This is a genomic window from Terriglobales bacterium (genome assembly GCA_035624475.1).
Classification (GTDB): Bacteria; Acidobacteriota; Terriglobia; order Terriglobales; family Acidobacteriaceae; genus DASPRL01.
The window spans coordinates 1-20,454 of sequence record DASPRL010000038.1 but is presented as its reverse complement, the minus strand read 5'-3'; the positions used below and the strand labels follow the sequence as shown (position 1 = coordinate 20,454).

At 67.0% G+C, this 20,454-nt stretch carries 24 protein-coding genes and 1 tRNA gene; 11 read left to right on the top strand and 14 right to left on the bottom strand.

From position 1 onward, the window contains the following. Positions 1-289 precede the first annotated feature (289 nt). From VEG08_01855 to VEG08_01815, 9 genes are all read right to left on the bottom strand, one after another. A complete protein-coding gene (locus VEG08_01855; GenBank protein ID HXZ26720.1) occupies positions 290-586 on the bottom strand; it encodes a pyrimidine dimer DNA glycosylase/endonuclease V in 297 nt (98 codons plus the stop codon). A 31-nt stretch (positions 587-617) separates the two neighbouring features. After that, a complete protein-coding gene (locus VEG08_01850) occupies positions 618-905 on the bottom strand; it encodes an immunity 53 family protein (GenBank protein HXZ26719.1) in 288 nt (95 codons plus the stop codon). 3 nt (positions 906-908) lie between these two features. Then, the gene (locus VEG08_01845; protein HXZ26718.1) at positions 909-1,439 is read right to left on the bottom strand and encodes a peptidylprolyl isomerase; all 531 of its coding nucleotides are present in this window, start codon (positions 1,437-1,439) and stop codon (positions 909-911) included. A 42-nt stretch (positions 1,440-1,481) separates the two neighbouring features. Beyond that, positions 1,482-2,213, bottom strand: coding sequence for a peptidylprolyl isomerase (locus VEG08_01840; protein ID HXZ26717.1), 732 nt, complete (start codon positions 2,211-2,213; stop codon positions 1,482-1,484). 118 nt (positions 2,214-2,331) lie between these two features. Continuing rightward, entirely contained in the window at positions 2,332-3,672 is a 1,341-nt protein-coding gene (locus VEG08_01835) for a dipeptidase (protein ID HXZ26716.1), read from the bottom strand. Then, the gene (locus VEG08_01830) at positions 3,605-4,315 is read right to left on the bottom strand and encodes a DUF5715 family protein (GenBank protein HXZ26715.1); all 711 of its coding nucleotides are present in this window, start codon (positions 4,313-4,315) and stop codon (positions 3,605-3,607) included. Before VEG08_01830 ends, VEG08_01835 begins: the two co-directional genes overlap by 68 nt. Before the next feature lie 151 nt (positions 4,316-4,466). Then, positions 4,467-5,216: a succinate dehydrogenase iron-sulfur subunit gene (gene sdhB / locus VEG08_01825; GenBank protein ID HXZ26714.1), complete on the bottom strand. Its 750-nt coding sequence runs from the start codon at positions 5,214-5,216 to the stop codon at positions 4,467-4,469. 8 nt (positions 5,217-5,224) lie between these two features. Next, positions 5,225-6,991, bottom strand: a complete 1,767-nt coding sequence (gene sdhA, locus VEG08_01820; protein HXZ26713.1) for a succinate dehydrogenase flavoprotein subunit — start codon at positions 6,989-6,991, stop codon at positions 5,225-5,227. Positions 6,992-7,038: 47 nt separating this feature from the next. Further along, complete coding sequence (locus tag VEG08_01815; GenBank protein HXZ26712.1) at positions 7,039-7,776, bottom strand: succinate dehydrogenase; 738 nt, start codon at positions 7,774-7,776, stop codon at positions 7,039-7,041. 152 nt (positions 7,777-7,928) lie between these two features. Here VEG08_01815 and VEG08_01810 point away from each other — a divergent pair, with 152 nt between their 5' ends. Both VEG08_01810 and VEG08_01805 read left to right on the top strand, forming a co-directional pair. Then, positions 7,929-9,002: a tetratricopeptide repeat protein gene (locus VEG08_01810; GenBank protein ID HXZ26711.1), complete on the top strand. Its 1,074-nt coding sequence runs from the start codon at positions 7,929-7,931 to the stop codon at positions 9,000-9,002. 96 nt (positions 9,003-9,098) lie between these two features. Continuing rightward, a complete protein-coding gene (locus VEG08_01805) occupies positions 9,099-9,635 on the top strand; it encodes a GAF domain-containing protein (GenBank protein HXZ26710.1) in 537 nt (178 codons plus the stop codon). Positions 9,636-9,706: 71 nt separating this feature from the next. Here the strand turns inward: VEG08_01805 and rdgB are convergent, their stop codons facing one another. Both rdgB and VEG08_01795 read right to left on the bottom strand, forming a co-directional pair. Continuing rightward, complete coding sequence (gene rdgB / locus VEG08_01800; protein ID HXZ26709.1) at positions 9,707-10,333, bottom strand: RdgB/HAM1 family non-canonical purine NTP pyrophosphatase; 627 nt, start codon at positions 10,331-10,333, stop codon at positions 9,707-9,709. 8 nt (positions 10,334-10,341) lie between these two features. Continuing rightward, positions 10,342-13,110, bottom strand: a complete 2,769-nt coding sequence (locus tag VEG08_01795) for a bifunctional acetate--CoA ligase family protein/GNAT family N-acetyltransferase (GenBank protein ID HXZ26708.1) — start codon at positions 13,108-13,110, stop codon at positions 10,342-10,344. An 89-nt stretch (positions 13,111-13,199) separates the two neighbouring features. Here VEG08_01795 and VEG08_01790 point away from each other — a divergent pair, with 89 nt between their 5' ends. From VEG08_01790 to VEG08_01775, 4 genes are all read left to right on the top strand, one after another. Then, positions 13,200-13,514, top strand: coding sequence for a hypothetical protein (locus VEG08_01790; GenBank protein HXZ26707.1), 315 nt, complete (start codon positions 13,200-13,202; stop codon positions 13,512-13,514). 53 nt (positions 13,515-13,567) lie between these two features. Continuing rightward, positions 13,568-13,644, top strand: a tRNA-Arg gene (locus VEG08_01785). Between the two features lie 24 nt (positions 13,645-13,668). After that, complete coding sequence (locus tag VEG08_01780) at positions 13,669-14,076, top strand: isoprenylcysteine carboxylmethyltransferase family protein (GenBank protein ID HXZ26706.1); 408 nt, start codon at positions 13,669-13,671, stop codon at positions 14,074-14,076. A gap of 311 nt (positions 14,077-14,387) precedes the next feature. After that, a complete protein-coding gene (locus tag VEG08_01775) occupies positions 14,388-15,608 on the top strand; it encodes a hypothetical protein (protein ID HXZ26705.1) in 1,221 nt (406 codons plus the stop codon). A 22-nt stretch (positions 15,609-15,630) separates the two neighbouring features. Here VEG08_01775 and VEG08_01770 read toward each other — a convergent pair whose 3' ends face one another. After that, positions 15,631-16,320 carry an Ig domain-containing protein gene (locus tag VEG08_01770; GenBank protein ID HXZ26704.1) on the bottom strand — a complete coding sequence of 230 codons (690 nt, stop codon included), beginning with the start codon at positions 16,318-16,320 and terminating at the stop codon, positions 15,631-15,633. Positions 16,321-16,355: 35 nt separating this feature from the next. On the opposite strand from VEG08_01770, the gene VEG08_01765 reads away from it, so the two are divergent. Genes VEG08_01765 through VEG08_01750 form a run of 4 tightly spaced genes read left to right on the top strand, consistent with a single transcriptional unit; the run spans position 16,356 to position 17,651 of the window. Further along, complete coding sequence (locus VEG08_01765) at positions 16,356-16,532, top strand: hypothetical protein (protein ID HXZ26703.1); 177 nt, start codon at positions 16,356-16,358, stop codon at positions 16,530-16,532. Between the two features lie 9 nt (positions 16,533-16,541). Further along, positions 16,542-16,931, top strand: coding sequence for a secondary thiamine-phosphate synthase enzyme YjbQ (locus VEG08_01760; protein HXZ26702.1), 390 nt, complete (start codon positions 16,542-16,544; stop codon positions 16,929-16,931). 59 nt (positions 16,932-16,990) lie between these two features. Then, a complete protein-coding gene (locus VEG08_01755; protein ID HXZ26701.1) occupies positions 16,991-17,437 on the top strand; it encodes a hypothetical protein in 447 nt (148 codons plus the stop codon). A gap of 19 nt (positions 17,438-17,456) precedes the next feature. Beyond that, complete coding sequence (locus VEG08_01750; protein ID HXZ26700.1) at positions 17,457-17,651, top strand: DUF6800 family protein; 195 nt, start codon at positions 17,457-17,459, stop codon at positions 17,649-17,651. Here the strand turns inward: VEG08_01750 and VEG08_01745 are convergent, their stop codons facing one another. Next, positions 17,652-18,791: a heparan-alpha-glucosaminide N-acetyltransferase domain-containing protein gene (locus VEG08_01745; GenBank protein HXZ26699.1), complete on the bottom strand. Its 1,140-nt coding sequence runs from the start codon at positions 18,789-18,791 to the stop codon at positions 17,652-17,654. It abuts the gene before it with no gap. A gap of 359 nt (positions 18,792-19,150) precedes the next feature. Beyond that, the gene (locus tag VEG08_01740; protein ID HXZ26698.1) at positions 19,151-19,378 is read right to left on the bottom strand and encodes a hypothetical protein; all 228 of its coding nucleotides are present in this window, start codon (positions 19,376-19,378) and stop codon (positions 19,151-19,153) included. A 77-nt stretch (positions 19,379-19,455) separates the two neighbouring features. Between VEG08_01740 and VEG08_01735 the strand changes: the two genes are divergently transcribed. Beyond that, a partial coding sequence (locus VEG08_01735) for a YHS domain-containing protein (protein HXZ26697.1) occupies positions 19,456-20,454 on the top strand: 999 nt, incomplete at its 3' end.

Sequence of the window (20,454 nt, the reverse complement as noted above, 5' to 3'; positions counted from 1 at the left end):
CCAGCCGGCGGAGGGCGGATGGAAGGCGCACTGCCAGACGAGCACGCCCAGCAGCACGGCGGAGAAGCCGGCGTGGTAGAGGGCGACCAGAGTGACGTCGAGGGGGCGGCGCATGGAAGGGCAGACACCGCGGCATGTGCGGAGGTTCCCGGCGGCGGAATCGGCACTGCGCGCGAGGTCCTTCGGGGCCAAGGCCCCTCAGGATGACGCCATCCTGCAAGGCGGGATGGGGCAGGGCGGGCGGCACGCCCTCCCTACATGCACCGCCGAGGGCGACCGGGCCACATGATCAGGAGCGGAAGCAATCGGGGCAACGGCGGGCGAGTTCCTGGGCGGCGTGGCGGCGATTGATGCGGCCGCCGCGGCGACGGGGGACCCGGCCCAGGGGCGAGCGGTGGCGGTAGCCCCGGCGCCGCATCTCCTCGACTAGCGCATCGTGGCGGGCGCGCAGGTTGTGGAGTTCGAGCAGGCCCTTCTCCAGGAAGCCGTCAAGGAGGCGGCCCAGGCGCAGCGAGGCCACCGCCATGTGAATCTCGACGTGTTCCCCCAGCAGGTGCTTGCGGCACATGCGCCGGGGCGGGACCATCCACATTCTCATGCGCGGTGCCACTCAGGACTTACTCTGACGCGAACCACCCCACAAACAGCTCGATGGCTTCCGACAGGTTTCCAGGACCGCACGCTATCTGGAATCGCCGCTTCTCGATCCAGTAGTGGATCCAATCGTCATCGGTGCGCTCGATCTTCACCGTCTGCAGCGAAACCCCCTCTTTCTTCGTGTCGCGAAGATCGATCTCCACCCGCCAGCCGGGGTTGTCGAGAGTATTGAGCTTGACTCCGTAGCTGTGTTCCCACTCGCCGTTGCATTGGCTGGTGTACCAGCGCTCGAGGGCAGACAAGGACATCTCTCAGCCAACCCGCTCGATCTTCACCGAGTTCAGCTTGACGTCCTGGTTGGGGCGGTCCTGGCGGTTGCGGGGGACGGCGGTGATCTTATGGACCACGTCCTGGCCCTCGATCACCTCGCCGAAGATGGTGTGGTTGCCGGTGAGCCAGTCGGTGGCGGCCACGGTGATGAAGAACTGGGAGCCGTTGGTGTTGGGGCCGGCGTTGGCCATGGCCAGCTTGCCGGGCTTATCGAACTTGTGGGGCGAGCCCTTGGTCTCGTCCTCGAACTGGTAGCCGGGGCCGCCCATGCCGTTGCCCATGGGGTCGCCGCCCTGGATCATGAAGTTGGGGATCACGCGGTGGAAGAGGGTGCCGTCGTAGAGCGGGCTCTTGGATTTCTGGCGGGTGGCGGGATGGGTCCACTCGCGCTTGCCTTCGGCCAAGTCGGTGAAGTTCTGGACGGTCTTGGGGGCGTCCTTCTCGAAGAGGCGGCAGACGATGGTGCCCTGGGTGGTGTCGAAGATGGCGTAGAGGCCGGGTTGGCGGGCCATGGGAGTCCTTTCCGTTTCAGGTTTCACGTTTCAAGTTTCAAGTTACTTGGTCTTGGCGGGCGCGGACGCGCCGCGCTCGATGGTGATCTTGTTGATCTTGACCGGCTGGAAGGGACGGTCGTTGGAAGGGTCGCGGGGCATGCGGGCGATCTTCTTGACCAGGGCCACGGTGGCGGCGTCGCATTGGCCGAAGATGGTAAAGCCGTAGCCTTTGGGGATGAAGCGCGAGCCGCGGGAGCAACCCTTGAGGTCATAGCAGGCGTCCAGGCCGGGCTGGGGTGTCTCGGTGATGAAAAACTGGCTGCTGCCGGTGTTGGGCTGCAGGGTGTTGGCCATCGCCAGGCGGCCGGGACGGTCGAACTTGAGCTCGGGGACGAGTTCGTCGGGAAGGGTGAAACCGACGTCGCCGGAGCCGGTGCCGCTGGGGTCGCCGGCCTGGATCATGAAGCCGGGGATCACGCGGTGGAAGATGACGCCGCTGTAGAGCGGCACGCCATGCACCTTGCGGCCGTTCATGCTCCAGTCCTTGGTGCCCTCGGCCAGGCCGATGAAGCTGCGCACCGTCTCCGGGGCCTGCTTGGGGAACAACTCGCAGCTCATCTTGCCGGCGGTGGTGTCGAGGATGGCGGTGGCCTGCTCGGGCAGAGGCTGGGGCGTGGCGGCCGGGGCGGCGGGTGTGGCGGCTTCCGGCTCCTTGCTGGGGGAAGAGCACGCCAGCAGAAGGAGAGAGACGGTCAGCGCCGGAATGAAGGCAAAGCGCAGCAGCTTGAGCATAAGGACCTCGCGAAGGGAGGATTCTATCAGGTGGGAATGCAAATCGCGGAGGGTATAGGGGTCCTTCGCGGGCTGAAAACCCGCTCAGGATCACAGTCTAAGGAGGGCGCCCAGCGAATCAGCGGGCCGCAGCGACGCGCTCTTCCTTCTGCATCTGGCGGCTGACCGCCTCCACACGGCGGAAGACGCGCAGCAGGTTGCCGCCCAGGATCTTGCGCACCTGCTCGGGCGTATAGCCGCGGTCGAGCAAGGCCTGGGTGATCTTGGGCAGGTCGGCCACCGAATCGATGCCCTGGGGCAGGGCGGGCACTCCGTCGAAGTCCGAGCCCAGCCCGACGTGGTCGACGCCCGCCACCTTGGCGATGTGGTCGATGTGGTCGATCAGGGAAGAGAAAGGCGGGCGCGGGATCTTCGCCACCCACTCTTTCTGCAGCGGGATCTCGGCTTCGTAGGGGACGGAGTCGGTGTGATGCTCCCGCTTGTAGCGGTCTTCGAAGTCCTTCACCGCAGCATCCATGGCCGGCTGCTGGGCGCGGTAGGCGTCGAGGAACTTCTGGTCGAGGAAGCCGGCGAAGAAGTTCACCATGACCACGCCATCGTTCTTGGCGACGGCGCGCAGCATGTCGTCGGTCATGTTGCGGGGATGGTTGCAGAGGGCGCGGGCGGAGGAGTGCGAGGCGATGACCGGGGCGCGGCTGGTGGCCACGGCGTCGTAGAAGGTCTTGTCGCTGACGTGGGAGATGTCGACCATCATGCCCAGGCGGTTCATCTCCAGTACCACCTGCTGCCCGAAGGGAGTGAGGCCGTCGTGGTGCTGGACCTTGGAATCGTCGATGTCGCCGGAGGAGTCGGCCCACTCGTTGGTGTTCGACCAGGTGAGGGTCATGTAGCGGACGCCCAGGCGATAGAAGTCGCGCAGCACGCCCAGGTCGTTCTCGATGGCGTGGCCGCCCTCCAGGCCCATCAGCGTGGCCAGGCGCTTATGCGGGCCGCGGCGGGCGCGCACGATGTCGTCGGCGGAGTAGGCCATCACCATCTGCTCGGGATGGCGGGCGGCCTGCTGGTAGACGGAATCGATCAGGGAGAAAGCGTGGTGGGCGAAGTGGCCTTGGTTGGCCACCGGGTCCACCCAGATGGAGAAGAACTCCGCGCCCAGGTTGCCTTCCTTCACCTTGGAAAGGTCCACCATGCCTTCCGAGACCGGGGTGACGGTGGCCATGTCGAAGCCCTGGTCGAGGAAGCGCTGGGGCGTGTCGGCGTGCGTGTCTACGACGATGGCGGAGTTGTGCAGGGCGCGGGCGTCGGGCTTCGCCTTGCCGGCGGGCTTGGACTGGGACCAGCCCAGGGTGCCAGCCAGCAGAAGCGTGCCGGCGAGGACGCGGTGGAGGAGCTTACTTGCCGGCCGGAACGGCGGCCAGAGAGGTGTCAGGGCCCGGCAGCAGTTGCTTCCATTCGGCATAGCGTTGCGACACCATAACATGAAAGACGGGCTGGCGGCGCTCCTCCTCCGGCTCGATCAGCCCCATCTGCTTGAGCGGGAGCATGTAGTCGTCCATCCAGTGCTTCTCCTGCTTGCTCATGCCGCGCTTGGAGATGTCGATGGTGAGTCCGGCGAGATGGGAGGAGGCGGTTTCGCCGCTCTCGGGAGCAGCGTTGCGGTTGTGGCGGCGGAGTTTGTGCTGCACCTCCACCGTGCGCACCGCCGAGGTCACCAGCAGGGGCCGGCCGAATTGCAGGTAATAGGCCTGGCTCAGGTCGCTGACAAAGTCCGCGGTCCAGGGACGGCAGTAGCGCCGGTTCTGGGGCAGGTTGCCGGCCACGGCCAGGCTCTCGCTGGCGGGCAGCGGCACCAATTCCTGGCGCAGGATCAGGTCGTCGAGCTGGGCGTCGTCCTCGATGCGGGGAAGCTGCAGGCGGTCGATCTCTTCGTTCTGCTTGATGAGGGACTGGCGCGAGCCCCGGAAGACCGGGTTCCAGTAGATGTGCCGGGCGCGAGTGCGGCGGACGCGAACGGTCGCGCGCGTGTGGGCCGAAGCCCCGAACAGATGGCTGGAGGAGAGCAACGAGAGGATGAGGAAAAGCCGGAGACCGCGGGTTCCCATGGGCCGAAAAACCACTCCACAAGCTGGATTTGTGAAACGCTCGCTGGATTGTAACCGACGGGTAACAGAAGGCAAGAGCCTTTTTCGACTCCTTCCCGTATCGGGAGGACATGTCCCTGAGCGTGCTGCCCCCGCGGGGGAGGGCATCCACTCACTTGAATAAGAAGTCGGAGACGGCCTGGCGGACCACCTGCCCGTTCACGTCGGCGATGGACTTGGTCAGAGGGATGCTCTTGGGGCAGATCTCCACGCAGTTCTGGGAGAAGGCGCACTCCTGGATGCCGCCGTCGCCCATCAGCGCCTGCAGGCGCTCGTGGGCCAGGGCCTTGCCGGTGGGATGGATGTTGAACAGGCGCACCTGGGCGATGGTGGCGGCCCCCACGAAGCCGGTGTGTTCGTTGAACTGCGGGCACACCTCCATGCAGCAGCAGCAGGAGATGCAGCGGGAGAGCGGGTAGGCCTCCTCCTGGGCCTTGGGACCGAGGCGGGGCCCGGGGCCCAGGAAGTAGGTGCCGTCGAGCGGGATCCAGGCCTGCACCCGCTTCAGGTTCTCGAAGAGCACGCTGCGGTCCACGGAGAGGTCGCGCACCACCGGGAATTTGCTCAGCGGCTCGAGGTGGATGGGCTGCTCCAGTTGGTCGACCAGGGCGGAGCAGGCCATGCGGGCCTTGCCGTTGATGAGCATGGCGCAGGAGCCGCAGACCTCCTCCAGGCAGTTGGAGTCGTAGGTGATGGGGGTAGTGGGCTGCCCCTGGCGGTTCACCGGGTTGAGCGCCAGCTCCATCAGCACCGAGATGACGTTCATGTTGGGCCGGTGGGGGATCTCGAACTCCTCCCAGCGGGCCTCGGAGTTGGGATCGCGCTGGCGCTTGATCTTCAGGATGATGGTCTTGTCGGGCATGGTCCTTGTCAGTATTTCCTGGGTCGCGGTGGGATGAGCGAGGTGTCCACGGCTTCGAACTCGAAGCGGGGCTCGTCGGCATCGGCCGCGAAGTAGGCCTTGGTGGTCTTGAGCCAGTTCTTGTCGTCGCGCTCGGGGAACTCGGGCTTGTAATGAGCGCCGCGGCTCTCGTCCCGCATGCCCGCGCCCTGGGCGATGACCCGGGCCAATTGCAGCATGTTGTAGAGCTGGCGCGTGAACGTGAAGGTGGTGTTGGCCCACATCTGCTTGTCGCTCAGGTTGATATGCTGGAAACGCTCCAGCAATTCATGAAGCTTGGTATCGGTCTCTTTCAGGTTCTTGTTGTAGCGGATGACGGTGCAGTTGCGGGTCATGATCTCGCCCAACTCGCGCCACAGGCGGAAGGGGTTCTCGGTGCCGTCGGACTTCACCAGGCGGGCGTTGATCTCCTCCTGGCGCTTGCGCTCGGCCTCGAAGCAGCCGTTGGTGGCGGGGGGAGCGGAGGCGGCGTATTTGACCGCCTCGGGGCCGGCCACGAAGCCTCCCCAGATGCAGGAGACCAGGGAGTTGGCGCCCAGGCGGTTGGCGCCGTGGTACTGGTATTCGCACTCGCCGGCAGCGAAGATGCCGGGCAGGTTGGTGGCCTGCTTGAAGTCCACCCATAGCCCGCCCATGGTGTAGTGCATGCCCGGAAAGATCTTCATGGGCACGTCGTGGGGGTCGTCGCCGATGAACTTCTCGTAGATCTCGAGGATGCCCTCCAGCTTGCGGTCGAGCACGGCGCGCTCGATGTGAGTGAGGTCGAGATAGACCATGGGCTGGCCTTCCACGCCCAGGTCGTGCTCGTAGACCACCTTGTGGATGGCGCGGGTGGCCACGTCGCGGGGTACCAGGTTGCCGTACTTGGGGTACCACTCTTCCAGGAAGTACCAGCGCTCGGATTCGGGGATGGAGCGGGGCTCGCGCTTGTCGCCCTTCTGCTTGGGGACCCAGACGCGGCCGCCCTCGCCGCGAGCCGACTCCGACATGAGGCGCAGCTTGTCCTCGCCGGGGATAGCGGTGGGATGCACCTGGATGAACTCGCCGTTGGCGTAGTAGCAGCCCTGCTGGTAGAGAGCGGACTGGGCGGAGCCGGTACAGACCACGGAGTTGGTGCTCTTGCCGAAGATGGCGCCGATACCCCCGGTGCAGATGATGACCGCGCCGGCCGGGAAGGTGCGCACCTCCATGCTGCGCAGATCCAGGGCACAGATGCCGCGGCAGATCTTGTTGGAGTCGAGCACCGCGGAGAGGAACTCCCAGCCCTCGAACTTGCGCACCCGGCCGTCGGCCTCGTAGCGGCGCACCTGCTCGTCGAGCGCGTAGAGGAGCTGCTGGCCGGTGGTGGCGCCGGCGAAGGCGGTGCGATGGTAGAGGGTGCCGCCGAAGCGGCGGAAGTCGAGCAGACCCTCGGAGGTGCGGTTGAAGGGCACGCCCATGCGGTCGAGCAGGTCGATGATGGCGGGAGCGGCGTCGCACATGTCCTTGACCGGGGGCTGGTTGGCGAGGAAGTCGCCGCCGTAGATGGTGTCGTCGACGTGCTGCCAGGTGGAGTCGCCCTCGCCCTTCAGGTTCTTGGCGGCGTTGATGCCGCCCTGGGCGCAGACCGAGTGCGAGCGCTTGACGGGAACGATGGAGAACAGGTCCACGTGCCCGCCCATCTCGGCGATCTTGATGACGGCGGAGAGGCCCGCCAGGCCCCCGCCCACCACGATGATCCTGGGAACAGCTGCCATGATCCTTTACTCGTTGCGCACCGGCGCAGCCGCAGCCGCCGGGACGTTCAATGTACCACCAAGGTCTGCGCCGCCGGCGAAGGCGGCGGGGTATAGCTCAGGAAAGCCCACACCGTGGAGAGTCCCACCACGATCAGCAGCAGGGCGATCCCCAGGCAGACGAATCCGAACTTGCGATGCGCGTTGCGACCCACTGCCAGCCCCCACTTGGCGGCGAACAACCAGAGCCCGTAGGCGAAATGCCAGGAGGCCGCCACGATGCCCACCACGTAGAAGGCCACGATCCAGGGGTTTCGGAACTCGGTCCACACCTTGGTGAAGCCGTACTCGGGGTGGGTGATGAGGTGCTCCCCGAGGAAGCGCATGGTGGTGGTGTGGAAGACGATGTAGACGAAGGTGATGCCGCCGGTCCAGCGCTGGGCCGTGTACATCCAGTTGCCCGTCCAGGGATAGTCGAGGACGTTGGACTCGCCGCGAAACCAGATCCACAGGCCGTAGAGGGCGTGGTAGAGGATGGGCATCCAGATGAAGAGGCACTCGATCCAGGTGACGAAAGGCAGCCCGGTGAGGAACTTGACGGTGTCGTTGTAGGCGGCGGGACCGTTCTGGGCGAAGGCGTTGGAGAAGAAGTGCTCCATCAGGAAAGCGCCGATGGGAACGATGCCGGTGAGGGAGTGCAGGCGGCGAAGGACGAAGGAATACCCCTGGCCCGCGCGCAGGGGGGCCACTCCCGGACGCACCGCAGGGGACGACACTTCCGAAGAAGGACCCGCCGAAGTAGCCATGAAGACGGCGCTCCTGAATCGCAGCGAACACCCAACTCCAATCCTGCATTATCGTCCGGCGGCGAAGAGGCGGTCAAGAACGCGCTGCGGCGGGGGCACTGACGGGCGGCAGGGGTTTTCGTTACAATCCGTTGGGTCCAGGGAGACCGCCCATGCGCAAACGCGTTGCAGGCCTGAGCTTCCTCCTCCTGCTGGCGAACGTGGCTGCCGGCTGGCAAGCGCCGGCGGCCAGCAAGGTCCCGCCCGAGGCGCAGCAGCACGTAGAGAGCGGCAATGGGCTCTACGACCAGGGTAAGTACGAAGAGGCCAAAGCGGAATACGAGCAGGCCATCGTCCTGGCCCCGGACTGGTACGACGGCTACTACGAGTTGGGGCTGGCCTATTGGGCCATGAAGCAGCTGCCCGAGGCGGAAAAGCAGATGCGCCTGGCCATCGCGCGCCAGCCCGACTGCTGGCTGTGCCTCACCGGCCTGGGAAACGTCCTCGACGACGCCGGCCGCCGGGAGGAGGCGGTGGGCTACTTCCGGCAGGCCATTGCGGTGGCGCCGGCGGTGGGCCAGCCGCACTACAACCTCGCCCTCACCGAGATCCGCATGGAGCGCCTCGACGACGCCATCGCCGAGCTGAAAGCAGCGGAGAGCGTGGACCCCAAGTACGCTTCCCCGTACTTCCTTCTGGGGCGGATCTACTATCTGCAGCAGAAGCTCTACCTGGCCGACGAACAACTGACACAGGCCACCAAGCTCGAGACCAAGGGCGACCGCTACGAGCAGGCCAAAGAACTGATCGACGTGCACATCGCGGTGGACAAAAACCTGGGGGAGAATGAAGGAGCCGTCCACCTGGCTTACTGCATGAGCCGCGCGGCCGCCATGAGCGCGGACGAGTATCACAAGCGTTTTCCCGGAGCGGAGACCTACGTGGACAACCTCGACGAGGAGGTCTACGTCCTGGGCGGCTTCATCGCGATCGTCGACGAGCTCAGCGAGGGTGGCAAGAAGCTCGATCCCACCTTCGGCTTCCTGGTGTCCGTCAAGAAGGCGGGCTACCTGGCGCCCTACATCCTGCTGAGCGGCGGCGAGCGCTTCGCCGGCGAGCGCAAGCAATTCGAAGCCAAGAACCCGGGCAAGATCGAGGAGTTCCAGCAGTGGGCGGCGAAGAACAAGATCGCTATCGCCCCCCTGCATCCGCGCTGCGAAGTGCGCTGGATGGGACAGGCCTGGTAGGGGGAGCGGCCCGAGGCGGGCTTGTGCGCGGCCGGGCGGCGGATATAATGACACGCACTCATTCACCCGGCAGTCTGCCCAGCGAGGAGCGAGGATATGGCCACACCGGTAATGGCGTTTGCCAGCATCGCCAATGAATGCGAGGCCGAGGGGCTGAGCCCCAAGAACGGAGAGCGGATCGGCCACGAGCTGGCCAAGGTATTCTCGGTGCATCCCGAAGAGGTCGCCATCCTGAGGGTATCGGGCCAGAACCTGGGCTTCGTCTATCCGGCGCGGCTGGCGCAGGTGGGCAGCATCCCCCTGAACACCAGCAACTCGGTGGCGGCGCGGACCGCCACCACCAAGCGGCCCGAGGTGGTCAATAACTTCGCGCAGGCCAAGCACGCCAGCGTCTTCGAGGCGGTGGAGCTGGGCGACAAGCCCAAGCCCGCGCCGGGGCAGAAGATGGAAAAGCACATGCACGTCATCCAGAAGCTGATGTCGGTGCCGGTGACGGGGGCGGCCGGGGTCCTGGGGGTGATCCAGGTCTCGCGCAAGGGGGAGTCGGCGCCGGCCGCCGGGCCTGACTTCACTCCCATGGACATGCAGAAGCTGACCGCCATCGCGAGCGCGCTGGCCAAGTGCTTCAAATAGGGGCGCTTGGCGGGCATTGGGCCCTTCGGCTCACGGGCGCTCGCTCAAGGCAGGTCCGCGGGAGCCCGCCGTCATCCTGAGCGAAGCGAAGGACCTCCGTACCACTCCAGAAACTTCCGGAAAGCGGCGCCACGATGGGAGTGGTGTGCCTTCTCCTCCGGGGGAAGCTCGGCAAAGGTCTTGCCAAGCCCAGGGACGAGGAACAGGGGATCGTAGCCGAAGCCGCCGGAACCGCGGGGCGCAGTGAGGATGCGGCCTTCGGCCTGGCCACGGAAGGTGGCCAGGGTGCGACCATCGCGGGCGGCGGCGAGCACGCAGACGAAGCGGGCGGTGCGGCGGTCGCCGGCGATGGCCTGCAGTTCGCGCAGCAGGCGGGCGTTGTTGGCGGCGTCGGAAGAGTTGGCGCGGCTCCCGCGCTCCAGGGAGGCATAGAGCGCCGAGTCGACGCCGGGAGCGCCCCCCAGGGCATCTACCTCCAGGCCGGAGTCGTCGGCCAGGACCATTTCGCCGGGGACGAGGCGGCTGTAGTGCTCGGCCTTCCTGCGGGCGTTGGCCTCGAAGGTAGCACCGTCCTCCGCGACAACTTGGGCCCGGACCGATTCGGGCAGGCCGCGGACCTCCAGCCCGTGAGGAGCGGCGGCGCCGGCGAAGTCGCGCAGCTTGCCGGGATTGGAGGTGGCGATGAGGACGTGGGGCATGGCGTCAGCTAAGGCACGTCGTAGACGGCCTGCACCATGTCGTCCTCGGGCTGGGGCACCATGCGGAAGCCGAGGCGCGTGCTGACCGCCTGCATCTCCAGGTTCTCGGCCAGCATGTTGGCGGAGATGCGCCGGATGCCCTCGTTGCGGGCGATCTCGAGCAGGCGGCGGAGCAGCTCGGTACCCAGTCCGCGCCGCTGGTACTGGTCGCTGACCAGGACGGCGACCTCGGCCTCGGTGGAGGCGTGCAGCCGGGAGACGCGGCCCACGGCGACGATCTCCTGGGCGCCGGCGGCGTCTTTGCGTACCACCACCAGGGCCATCTCGCGGTCATAGTCGATGAAGCAGATGCGCACCAGGCGCTCGTGGGCGACGCGCTGGCTGAGCTTGAGCGGGTGGAAGTAGCGCAGGTAGACGCTGCGCTCGGAGAGCTTCTCGTGGAACTTCACCATGAGGGGCTCGTCCTCGGGGCGGATGGGGCGGATCAGCACGCTGGTGCCGTCCTTCATGCTCCAGGGTGAGGCGTATTGCGAGGGATAGGGGCGGACGGCGGCGCGGGGGAGGTCCTCGCGCCGCACCTCGGGGCCGTGGACGATGATGCGGGCGTCGAGCGCCAGCAAGCGCCCGGGCGAGGCTAGCAGGGGATTGATGTCGATCTCCTTGACCCACGGTTGCTCGACCACGAGTTGGCTGAAACGCACCAGCAGGGCGGCCAGCGCCGCCGTGTCCACGGGCTTGCGGCCGCGCACGCCTTGCAGAGCCTTCCAGATTCGGGTCTGTTCCATCATGCGCGTGGCCAGGGTGGTGTTGAGGGGAGGCAGGGCGAGGGCGCGGTCGCGGAAGACCTCCACCAGTTGCCCCCCAGTGCCGAAGAGCAGCACCGGGCCGAACTGCGGGTCCAGGCTGCAACCCAGGATGAGTTCATAGCCGTCGAGCGGAACCATGGGCTGCACGGTCACGCCCTGGAACTCGCTCGTTCCGGCCTTCTCCGCGACCGAGGCCTGGATACCGCGGAAGGCCGTGCGCACGGCCAGCTCGTCGGCGAGGTTGAGCTTCACCCCGCCCACGTCCGTCTTGTGGGTGATGGTGTGGGAGAAGACCTTGAGTACCACAGGATAGCCGATGCCCGCGGCCAGGCGCGCGGCCTCGTCCTCGCTGTGGGCGAGGCGGGTGGGCACGCTGGGGATGCCGTAGGCCGCCAGCACCTGCTTGGATTCGAGCTCCGTGAGCACGGTCCGGCCGGAGCGCCGCACCTCCTGGATGGTCTTCTCCACCAGGGCGTGGTCGGCGGCTTCACTCTCGGAGGCGGGATCGAAGGCCGGGGTCTCATAGATGCCGCGCAGGTTGTAGCTGTACCGCCACATGTAGTTGAAGGCGCGGGCCGCGGTGTCGGGGAAGGGAAAGGTGGGGATGTTGGCCTGGCGCAGCACGGCGTCGCCGCCGGCGATCTTGGCGCCCCCCATGAAGCTGGCTAGGATGGGTTTGCCCTCCAGGCGGGCGAAGGGGACGAGCTTCTCGGCAAGCTGCGTAGGAGAGGTCATGCCCTGCGGCGCGGTGATGATCAGGACGCCGTCACAGGCGGGGTCTTTGGAGACGATCTCCAGGCACTGGGCATAACGCTCGGGGCCGGAGTCGCCCAGGATGTCCACGGGATTGTTGTGGCTCCAGTGGGGCGGGAGCAAGGCGTCGAGCTTGGCCATGGTCTCGGAGGAGAGCTGGGCCAACTCGCCTCCGGCGGCGATGAGCCCGTCGGTGGCCAGCACCCCGGGCCCGCCGGCGTTGCTGAGGATGACCAGGCGCGGGCCGCGCGGACGCGGCTGCTTGGAGAGCACCTCGGCCATGTAGAAGAGGTCGGAGATGCTGGTGACGCGCAGCACGCCGCAGCGGCGGAAGGCGGCGTCGAGGGCCTCGTCGCTGCCGGTGAGCGCGCCGGTGTGGGAGGCAGCGGCGCGGCTGGCGGCCTCGCTGCGTCCCGCCTTGATCACGATGATGGGCTTGGTGAGCGCCACCTCGCGCGCGGCGGAGAGGAAGCTGCGCGCGTCGCCGATGGACTCCATGTAGATGACGATGGCCTGGGTGTGGGGGTCGTCGCCCAGGTAATAGATGAGGTCGCCCCAGCCCACGTCCACCATGGAGCCGGTGGAGACGAAGGCGCTGAAGCCCACGTTCTCGCGCAGGCTCCAATCCAGGATGGCGGTGCACAGCGCCCCCGACTGGCTGATGAAGGCCACGTTGCCGGGCAGGGCCTGGGTGGCGGAGAAGGTCGCGTTCAGGCCGCGGCGCGGGTTCATCACCCCCAGGCAGTTGGGGCCGACCACGCGCAGGCGCCCACGCTGGAGCTGCTGCTGGATCTGGCGCTCCAGGTCGGCGCCGTGGGCGCCGTGCTCCTTGAAGCCGGCGGAGATGACGATGGCGCCCTTGACGTCGGCCTCCACGCACTCGCCGATAAGCGCGGGCACGCTGTCGGCGGGGGTGATGATGACGGCTAGTTCCACTTTGTCGGGGATGTCGGCGATGCGAGGATAGGCGCGGATGCCCAGCACGCTAGGATGCTTGGGATTGACGGGATAGACGGTGCCGCCGAAGGGGCTGGTCAGCAGGTTGTAGAGCACGCTGCGGCCCACGCTGGCGGGCTTCTCGGTGGCGCCGATCACGGCCACGCTCTTGGGGACGAAGAGGGCGTCGAGCGGGTGACGCTCGGAGCGCAGGAAGTCGCGGGAGGGATCCTGCGCCGGCTTGCTCACCGGCTTGTTGTTGGTGCGCAGGGTCTCGGCCATGGCGGGCGTCCCGGCTAACCTTCAAGTTTACACGCCGGGCGAGGCGGAACCGCCCTAGAATGTTCGGCACAAGTCGCAGGAGGTGCGGGATGAGGAGGTTTTCCTGGTGGGCCCTGTTGTTGCTGATGGCGGCGTTGCTGGCGCCGGCGCAGACCTCGCACCGGCGCCTGCCTGACAACGTCGACGTCGACACCGAGCGGCCGGAGCCGCCGGCCGCCAAGCAGCCGCCCGTGGACATGGTCCAGTTCCAGAAGGACGCCGACGAGCTGGCGCGGCTGGCGCAGACCGTCCCGCCCGACATCGAGAAGGTGAAGCAGGGGCTGGTCTCCAAGGACCTCAACGAGCGGCTGAAGAGGATCGAGAAGCTCTCCAAGAAGCTGCGCGGGCAGTTGGCGTGGTTTTAGCCACGGGGCGGAGGCCGGAAGGCGGTTTGCTATACTAGAAACGCCGCACGCGCGCGCCCTTAGCTCAGTTGGATAGAGCGTCTGGCTACGAACCAGAAGGTCGGGAGTTCGAATCTCTCAGGGCGCGCCATGATGTTTTCTTCCTGAGTTGCTCGTGAAGTACCTCTGGTGGTTCGATACCGTCCCGTTCCTGGGCTTCAGCGCCTATGCTCTGTCGCGCTGGAACGAGCATGCCTGGTATCTGGTCTGGATGACGGTGGCCGTGGCCGGCTTCGCCTGCTGGACGACGGCGCGGCTACAACTGGGGAAGTCGTTCACGCCCCGCGCCGAGGCCCGCGCCCTGGTCACCCACGGCCTCTACTCCAAGTTCCGCCATCCCGTCTACACCTTCGCGTTGGTCGCCTATCTGGGCGTGTTCCTGGCGCTGCACTGGCTGCTCGCGCTGGTCGTCTTCCTGGTTCTGTACTCCACGCAACTGCTGCGCATCCGCAAGGAGGAGGCGGTGTTGGAGCAGGCCTTCGGCGAGGAGTACCGGCGCTACAAGGCTGGCACCTGGCTGTGATCGCGGATCGCGGACCGCGCCCCTACCTCCCTGAATCTCCGGCACTTGGCAGCGCCCTGCAAGCTCCCGGCCGGGCGGCGTTCTTCCCTCGAACTTCACAAGAGGAGAGTCGCCATGTTCACCGTGGACCTGCTGATCTTCGGGGTAACCGCCTTGCTGCTCATGTCCCTGATGGAGAACCCGGGAAGCGCGCGCCGGCGCTGAACCGGAGTGGCGCGCGCGGCTCGTGGCCGATCGCCCTCGCGTCCCGAGGTTACAATGGCACGCTGCTCGCGCAGAGGTTTGGACACCATCATCCCAAGGGGAACGCCATGAAGAAGCTTGCTGTCATGCTGATGGTCCTGGTGTTGGGGCTCGCGGCCGTCGCCCAGACCAACCAGAAGGTGATCAAAGATCCCGCCGAATACAATGCCTACATGGCCGCCCTCAATACGACCGATCCGGCGGCGAAGGCAGCGGCGATGGAGGTCTTTGCCGCTCAGTATCCCAACAGCGTAGTGAAGATCGACGCCCTCGCGGAAGCGATGGCGGCGTACCAGCAGGCCGGCAACGCCGCCAAAGTGGACACCATGGCGGGGCGCATCCTGGAGCTGGAGCCCGAGAACGTGCGGGCGCTGGCCATTCTGGCTTTCCTGCGGCGCGCCCGCGCGACTCAGGGCGATACCAAGGCAGGGGAAGAGGCGCTGGCCTATGCGCAGCGCGGACTCAAGGCGTTGCCGGGCTGGACCAAGCCCGCCGACATGCCGCAGCAGGATTACGACAAGCTGCGCCAGACCATGACGTCGCTTCTGAACGGGGCCGCCGGCTTCGGTCGCCTGCAGGCGAAGGACTACGCCGGAGCGCGCGAGTACTACCTGAAGGCGGTGGCGGCCGATCCCAGCAGCCTGCAGGACGTTTACCAGCTCGGCATCGCCGAGCTGCAGATGCAGCCTCTCGACGTCAACGGCTTCTGGTACGTGGCGCGGGCCATGCAGTTGGCCGGGGGCAACGCTGCCGGACGGCAATCCATCGAGGCGTACGGCAAGGCCAAGTACCGCAAGTACCATGGCGGAACGGACGGCTGGGACCAACTGGTCCTGGCCGTGGCCAGCCAGAGCGCGCCGCCCGCCGATTTCGCGCAGTCCATCAAGCCCGCGCCCACGCCGGCCGAGCTGGCCGTGCAGGCCGTCCAGCAGAACGATCCCGCCACGCTGTCCTTCGGCGATTGGGAGTACGTCCTGCAGTACCGCGACGCCTCGCCCGCCAACCAGGAGGCAGCCGCCAAGGTTTGGGCGGTCATCCAGGAGAAGCAGCAGAACGGGAAGGCGAAGCTGAAGCTGCCGATGATGGTCATCTCCGCCACTCAGGACACCATCCTGGGAGCGATCACCGAGGACAACCAAGCCAGCCGGACGGCGGACGTCAAGGTGATCCTGATGAAGCCTCTGGCGCATCCCCCCGCGGCCGGAGCGCAGATCCAGGTGATCGGGGTCTTCACCGACTACACACCCAGCCCCTTCCTCTTCACCATGAGTGAGGGCGAACTGCCGTAACCCCAGCCGGCGTGGAGCGGCACTACGGGACCTGGAACTCTCCGGCCTGGAGGCGGGCGCGATAGATGGCCTTGCGCGCCGCGACCTCGGCCACCGCGTCCACGTGCACCACATAGCGGCCGCGAGGCAGGTTCATGCCCGCGCCGAAGGGGAACTCCAGCGGCCCGCTCGCGCCCTTCATGGGGCCGTGCTGGTAGCCCAGGGCGAAGGCTTTGCCGATCTCGTTCACCGCCACCACGATGTAGGTCAGGTCGAACTCGTCGGGGGTGTAATTGGTGATGTCCGCCGAGCCGGCGATGCGGTCGCCATCCACGGCGGGCATCTGCCTCCACACCAGCAGAAGAGGCGGCACCACCTCCAGGAAAAAGACCCGCTCCCGCCCGTCGGCGGGGGTGCCCGAGTCGGTGACGCTGAGGCTGAAGCGGAACTGGCCGACGGCGCCCGGGGTGCCGTGCAGCCGGCCGTGCTCGGCATCCAGCTCGATGCCGGGAGGCAGCGCACCGCTGGCCACGCGCCAATGCAGAGGCGGAGTTCCGCCGCGGGCCCGCAACTGCAGCTCATAGGGCAATTGCGTCACCCCGCGGGGAAGGGAGTCGGTGGCCAGCACCAGAGGATCGCGGTCGGGGGGCGCCTCTTGCGCCCGCACCCACGCGGCCGCTCCCATCAGCAGGAGCAGCAGGCAGGCGGACAAGCAAAGCGGAGAGCGGCGCATACGGGCCTCCAAAGGGCTACCATTAGAGTAGCCGCATGGGCGAAATCGACAAAGTGACGGGGGCTCCCTACAAGCCTCCACTGGGCCGCACCGAGCGCCTGCTCGAGGACAAGGTGGAGTTCGTGCGCTGCCCGCGCTGCCAGTGGTCCATCCTGCTGGAGAAGCGGGCCACCCTGGTGTGCCTGCGCTGCGGCTACGAGTGGGAAGGGTAGGCGGCGGGCATGCACAAGCTGGCCATCCGGACGCGGAAGAAGCGCGAGATCGTGGACATCACCGAGCAGGTGGAGAAGGCGCTCGCGGGCAAGTCGGGGATCTGCCACCTCACCATCCTGCACACGACCGCGGCGCTGACCACCGCCGATCTGGATCCCGGGACCGACCTGGACATGCTCGACGCCTTCGAGGCCATGGTCCCCAAGCTGCGCTACCGCCACCCGCACGACCCCGCGCACGTTCCCGACCACATCCTCTCGGCGTTGATCGGCACTTCGGTGGCGCTGCCGGCGGAGAGGGGAAAGCTGCTGCTGGGTACCTGGCAGCGCGTGGTGCTGGTGGAGCTGGACGGCCCGCGCGAGCGCCAGGTGGTGCTGGCGGTGGTGGCAGAGGCGTAGCGGGGAGAGGCGGGAGGAGCGATTCGCTCTGGTAGAATCGTGCGGCCCTCGGGGCGCCCATGCGATATCCCATCTACGAGTTGGGGTGCAAGAACGAGCTGGTGGGACAGCACACCATCAGCCTGCCCCTGCCCAAGGACGTGACCATCGGCGGGCACCGGCCGGTGCGCGCCGGCATCACCGTCAATTTCGCCTGCCCGCGCTGCAACTACGTCTATGAGTACAGCGGAGTGGAGGTGCAGCACAGCTACCGCGCCACCGAGGACCTGCGGCATCTTCCCCCGGAGCCGACGCCGGTCGAGGTGGAGTTCGGGTGCGCGCAGGCGGAGTGCGGAGGCCGCATCCGCGTCTATACCACGCGCGACGGCGCCGAGGACCGCAAAGACCTGCTGGCGCGGTTGGCCGCGGCCGTTTACTTTGTCACTTGCCCCAAGGGACACAAGGCCATCTTTCCGGGGGGCGCGGACTGCAAGATCACCGAAGGCCCGCGCTCGAACCCGTTCTAGGAACCAAAGGAGAGATACGATGTCCGGATTCAGCCGCCGACCCGAGATCCGCCGCCGCCGCGCCCGCAAGGAGAAGATCGCCAATCTGCGCCGGCGCTACGCCGCTACCAAGTCCGAAGCCGACCGCAAGAAGATCCTGGAGAAGATCCAGCGCGTGGCTCCTACCATGTCGGCGGAGGAGTTCCTCAAGCCGCTGGAGAAGAAATCCTCGTAGTCACTCCGCCGCAGGGGCCGTGGGCCGCAGCCGCGCCAGGACCTCCTGCCCGCGCCCCTTCCAGCGGGTGCGCAGCACCGAAAGCAGCAGCATGGCCAGGAAGATGGCCAGCAGGCCCAGCGAGGCCGTGCGCACGCTCTGCGCATGCTTGGTCAGGATGGAGAAGCGCCCGTAGACGAACTCGATGTGCACCCAGTAGACCAGCAGCGAGGTCTGGCCCATCTGGATGAGGGGACTGAAGCCCCACTGGGCCGCGCCCCAACGGCACCAGGCGTAGCAGCCCGCCAGGATCATCCCCAGGATGCCCACGCGAATGAGGAAAAAGTTGGGGCTGGTGTGCCAGAAGTCGTAGACGGCGTAGAACTGGAACGGCCGGGCGTCCAGCCAGCGGGCCAGCAGGATGATGGCCACGCCGCCGGCGCCGACGAGAGCGAAGGTCGCAGCTTCGCGCTTCCGCCCCCAATCACTCAGGAGCAGGAAGCCGGTGGCCAGCCCGGCGAAGGCGAAGGCCGTCCAGGGGAAGACGGGGAAGAGCCAGGGCTGGGGCTTATCGAAGGTGTGCACGCCGTTGATGTAGGACTGGAGCGGCCAGGGCAGCCAGGCGGGGCGCCAAGTCGTCCACAGCGGCGGGGTGAGCAGGGAGATGGCCAGGGCGGCGGCGACGGCGGCCGCAGCGCTCCTCCAGCGGGCGCGGGCCGGGTCCTTGGTGGCGTGGAGCACGGCCAGCCGGCAGACGACCCCCATCAGCATCATGGAGAGGCCGATGGTGTTCAGGATGTCCACGCGCAAGAGGTCGGTCCAGGGGGCCCAGGGGAAGGCGATCGCGTACTCCTGCAGGCGGAAGAGCAGGCCCAGGGCGAAGATCTCGGCGCCGCGGCGGATGGTGGAGCGGGCGACCTGCTCGGCGTCCAAGCCCTTCTGGCGCAGCTTGTCGGTGACCAAGGCGAAGGAAATGCCGGCGAGAAAGAGGAAAAGGGGCGCCGGCAGCGTGCCCCCGAGCTGCGACCACATGAAGAAGGTGGACTTACGGGCCTCAGGGCTCAACCAGGAGTCATAGCAGTGGGTCTGGAACATGAGCACGCAGGCCAGGCCGCGCATCCAGTCGATATAGGCGAGGCGGGAGCGGGCGGGAGCGGGCATGGTGGGCGGAGCTCCCGCTCAGGGTAGCAGAACCGCTCCTAGGCAGGCTGCGAAGCCGCAACCTGACGAGCTGCCAGCGGCGTTCTCCCTTTCCCGGTAAAAGTTTCCCGGCGGCGGCAAAAAGTGCGCCGCGCCCGACCGGGGCAGAGCCTGCAAGCCGCCTAGTTTCAAAGCAGTAGGGGATGGCACCGGGGATGCACTAGGCAAGAACAGACGAAGTGGCGCGCAGTGGGGCGTTCATGAGATGAGCTTCGGCCAGAGGTCTTCCTGGACGCCCCATTGCATTAAAAACCCACCACGCGGGCAGCGGCCTCGAGCATTCTCCCCCGGACCCGCAGAAACTCCCTCCCAACCCGGATTCACCCCTGAGCGATTCTCCCCTGCAGGTCGAGGCCGGCCTGTCGTAGCAGAGCTTCCACCGTGGCTTCGTTGAGCCGGGAAGCGTCATACTCCACTGAGACGGTGGAATCACGGGGCTGGAAGCGGATGCGGCGCATCCCATAGACCTCGCGGGCCGCTTGCAGGGCGCGTAGCTCGGCTTCCCCGGGCGGGCGGCCGTAGCGGAAGCTGACATCCAGGGTGGTCATGTTCGTCACCTCTTCGGCAGACCAGAATCCCATCGGGGCTGGAACACTCTAATATAGAACAGTCCCGACGGCGCGCCATGGACTCCCAGCACAACCCGACGGCCACAACCGTGAAGGATCCCGTCTGCGGCATGAGTGTGAACCCGGCGACCGCCAAGGCGCGGGTGGAACATGCCGGCCGTGAGTACTTCTTCTGCTGCGGGGGGTGCGCGGAGAAGTTCTGCGCGCAGCCCGAGAGATATCTGGCACCCAAACTGGCGGCGCCGCTGATGCAGATTCAGCCCGCGGCAGCGGCCATGCTGGCTCCGCCGGTGGCCATGGCCAAGGACCCGGTCTGCGGCATGAGCGTGGATCCGGCCCGCGCCCAGGGCAGCGCCGCACACGCGGGCACGACCTACTACTTCTGCAGCACGCACTGCGCGGAGAAGTTCCGGACGGATCCCGCCAAGTACCTCGCTCCCCAGGCGCCGCCAGCGGTTGCGACCGCTGCCCAGGGAACGACCTACACCTGCCCCATGCACCCGGAGATCGTGCGGCCGGGGCCGGGAAGCTGCCCCCTGTGCGGCATGGCGCTCGAACCCATGGAGGTCACGGCGCAGGAGGAAGAGAACCCCGAACTGCGGGTGATGTCACGCCGCTTCTGGGTGGGGCTAGTACTGACCGCCCCCCTGCTGGTGCTGGCCATGGGCGGGATGTGGCTGCACCTGGGCCTGGCGCCCCGGGTCTCGCAGTGGATCGAGTTTCTGCTGGCCACGCCGGTGGTGTTGTGGGGCGGCTGGCCTTTCTTCGAGCGCGGCTGGCAGTCGGTGGTGAACCGCAGCGCCAACATGTTCACCCTGATCGCCATGGGCACGGGCGTGGCCTATCTCTACAGCGCGGTGGCGCTGCTGGCGCCGGGAATGTTCCCGGTTTCGCTGCGCGGGGAGGGCGGCGCCGTGCACGTGTACTTCGAGGCCGCGGCCGCCATCGTGGTGCTGGTGCTGCTGGGCCAAGTTCTGGAGTTGCGGGCGCGAGCGCAGACCTCGAGCGCCATCCGCGCCCTGCTCGACCTGAGCCCCAAGACGGCGCGCCGCCTC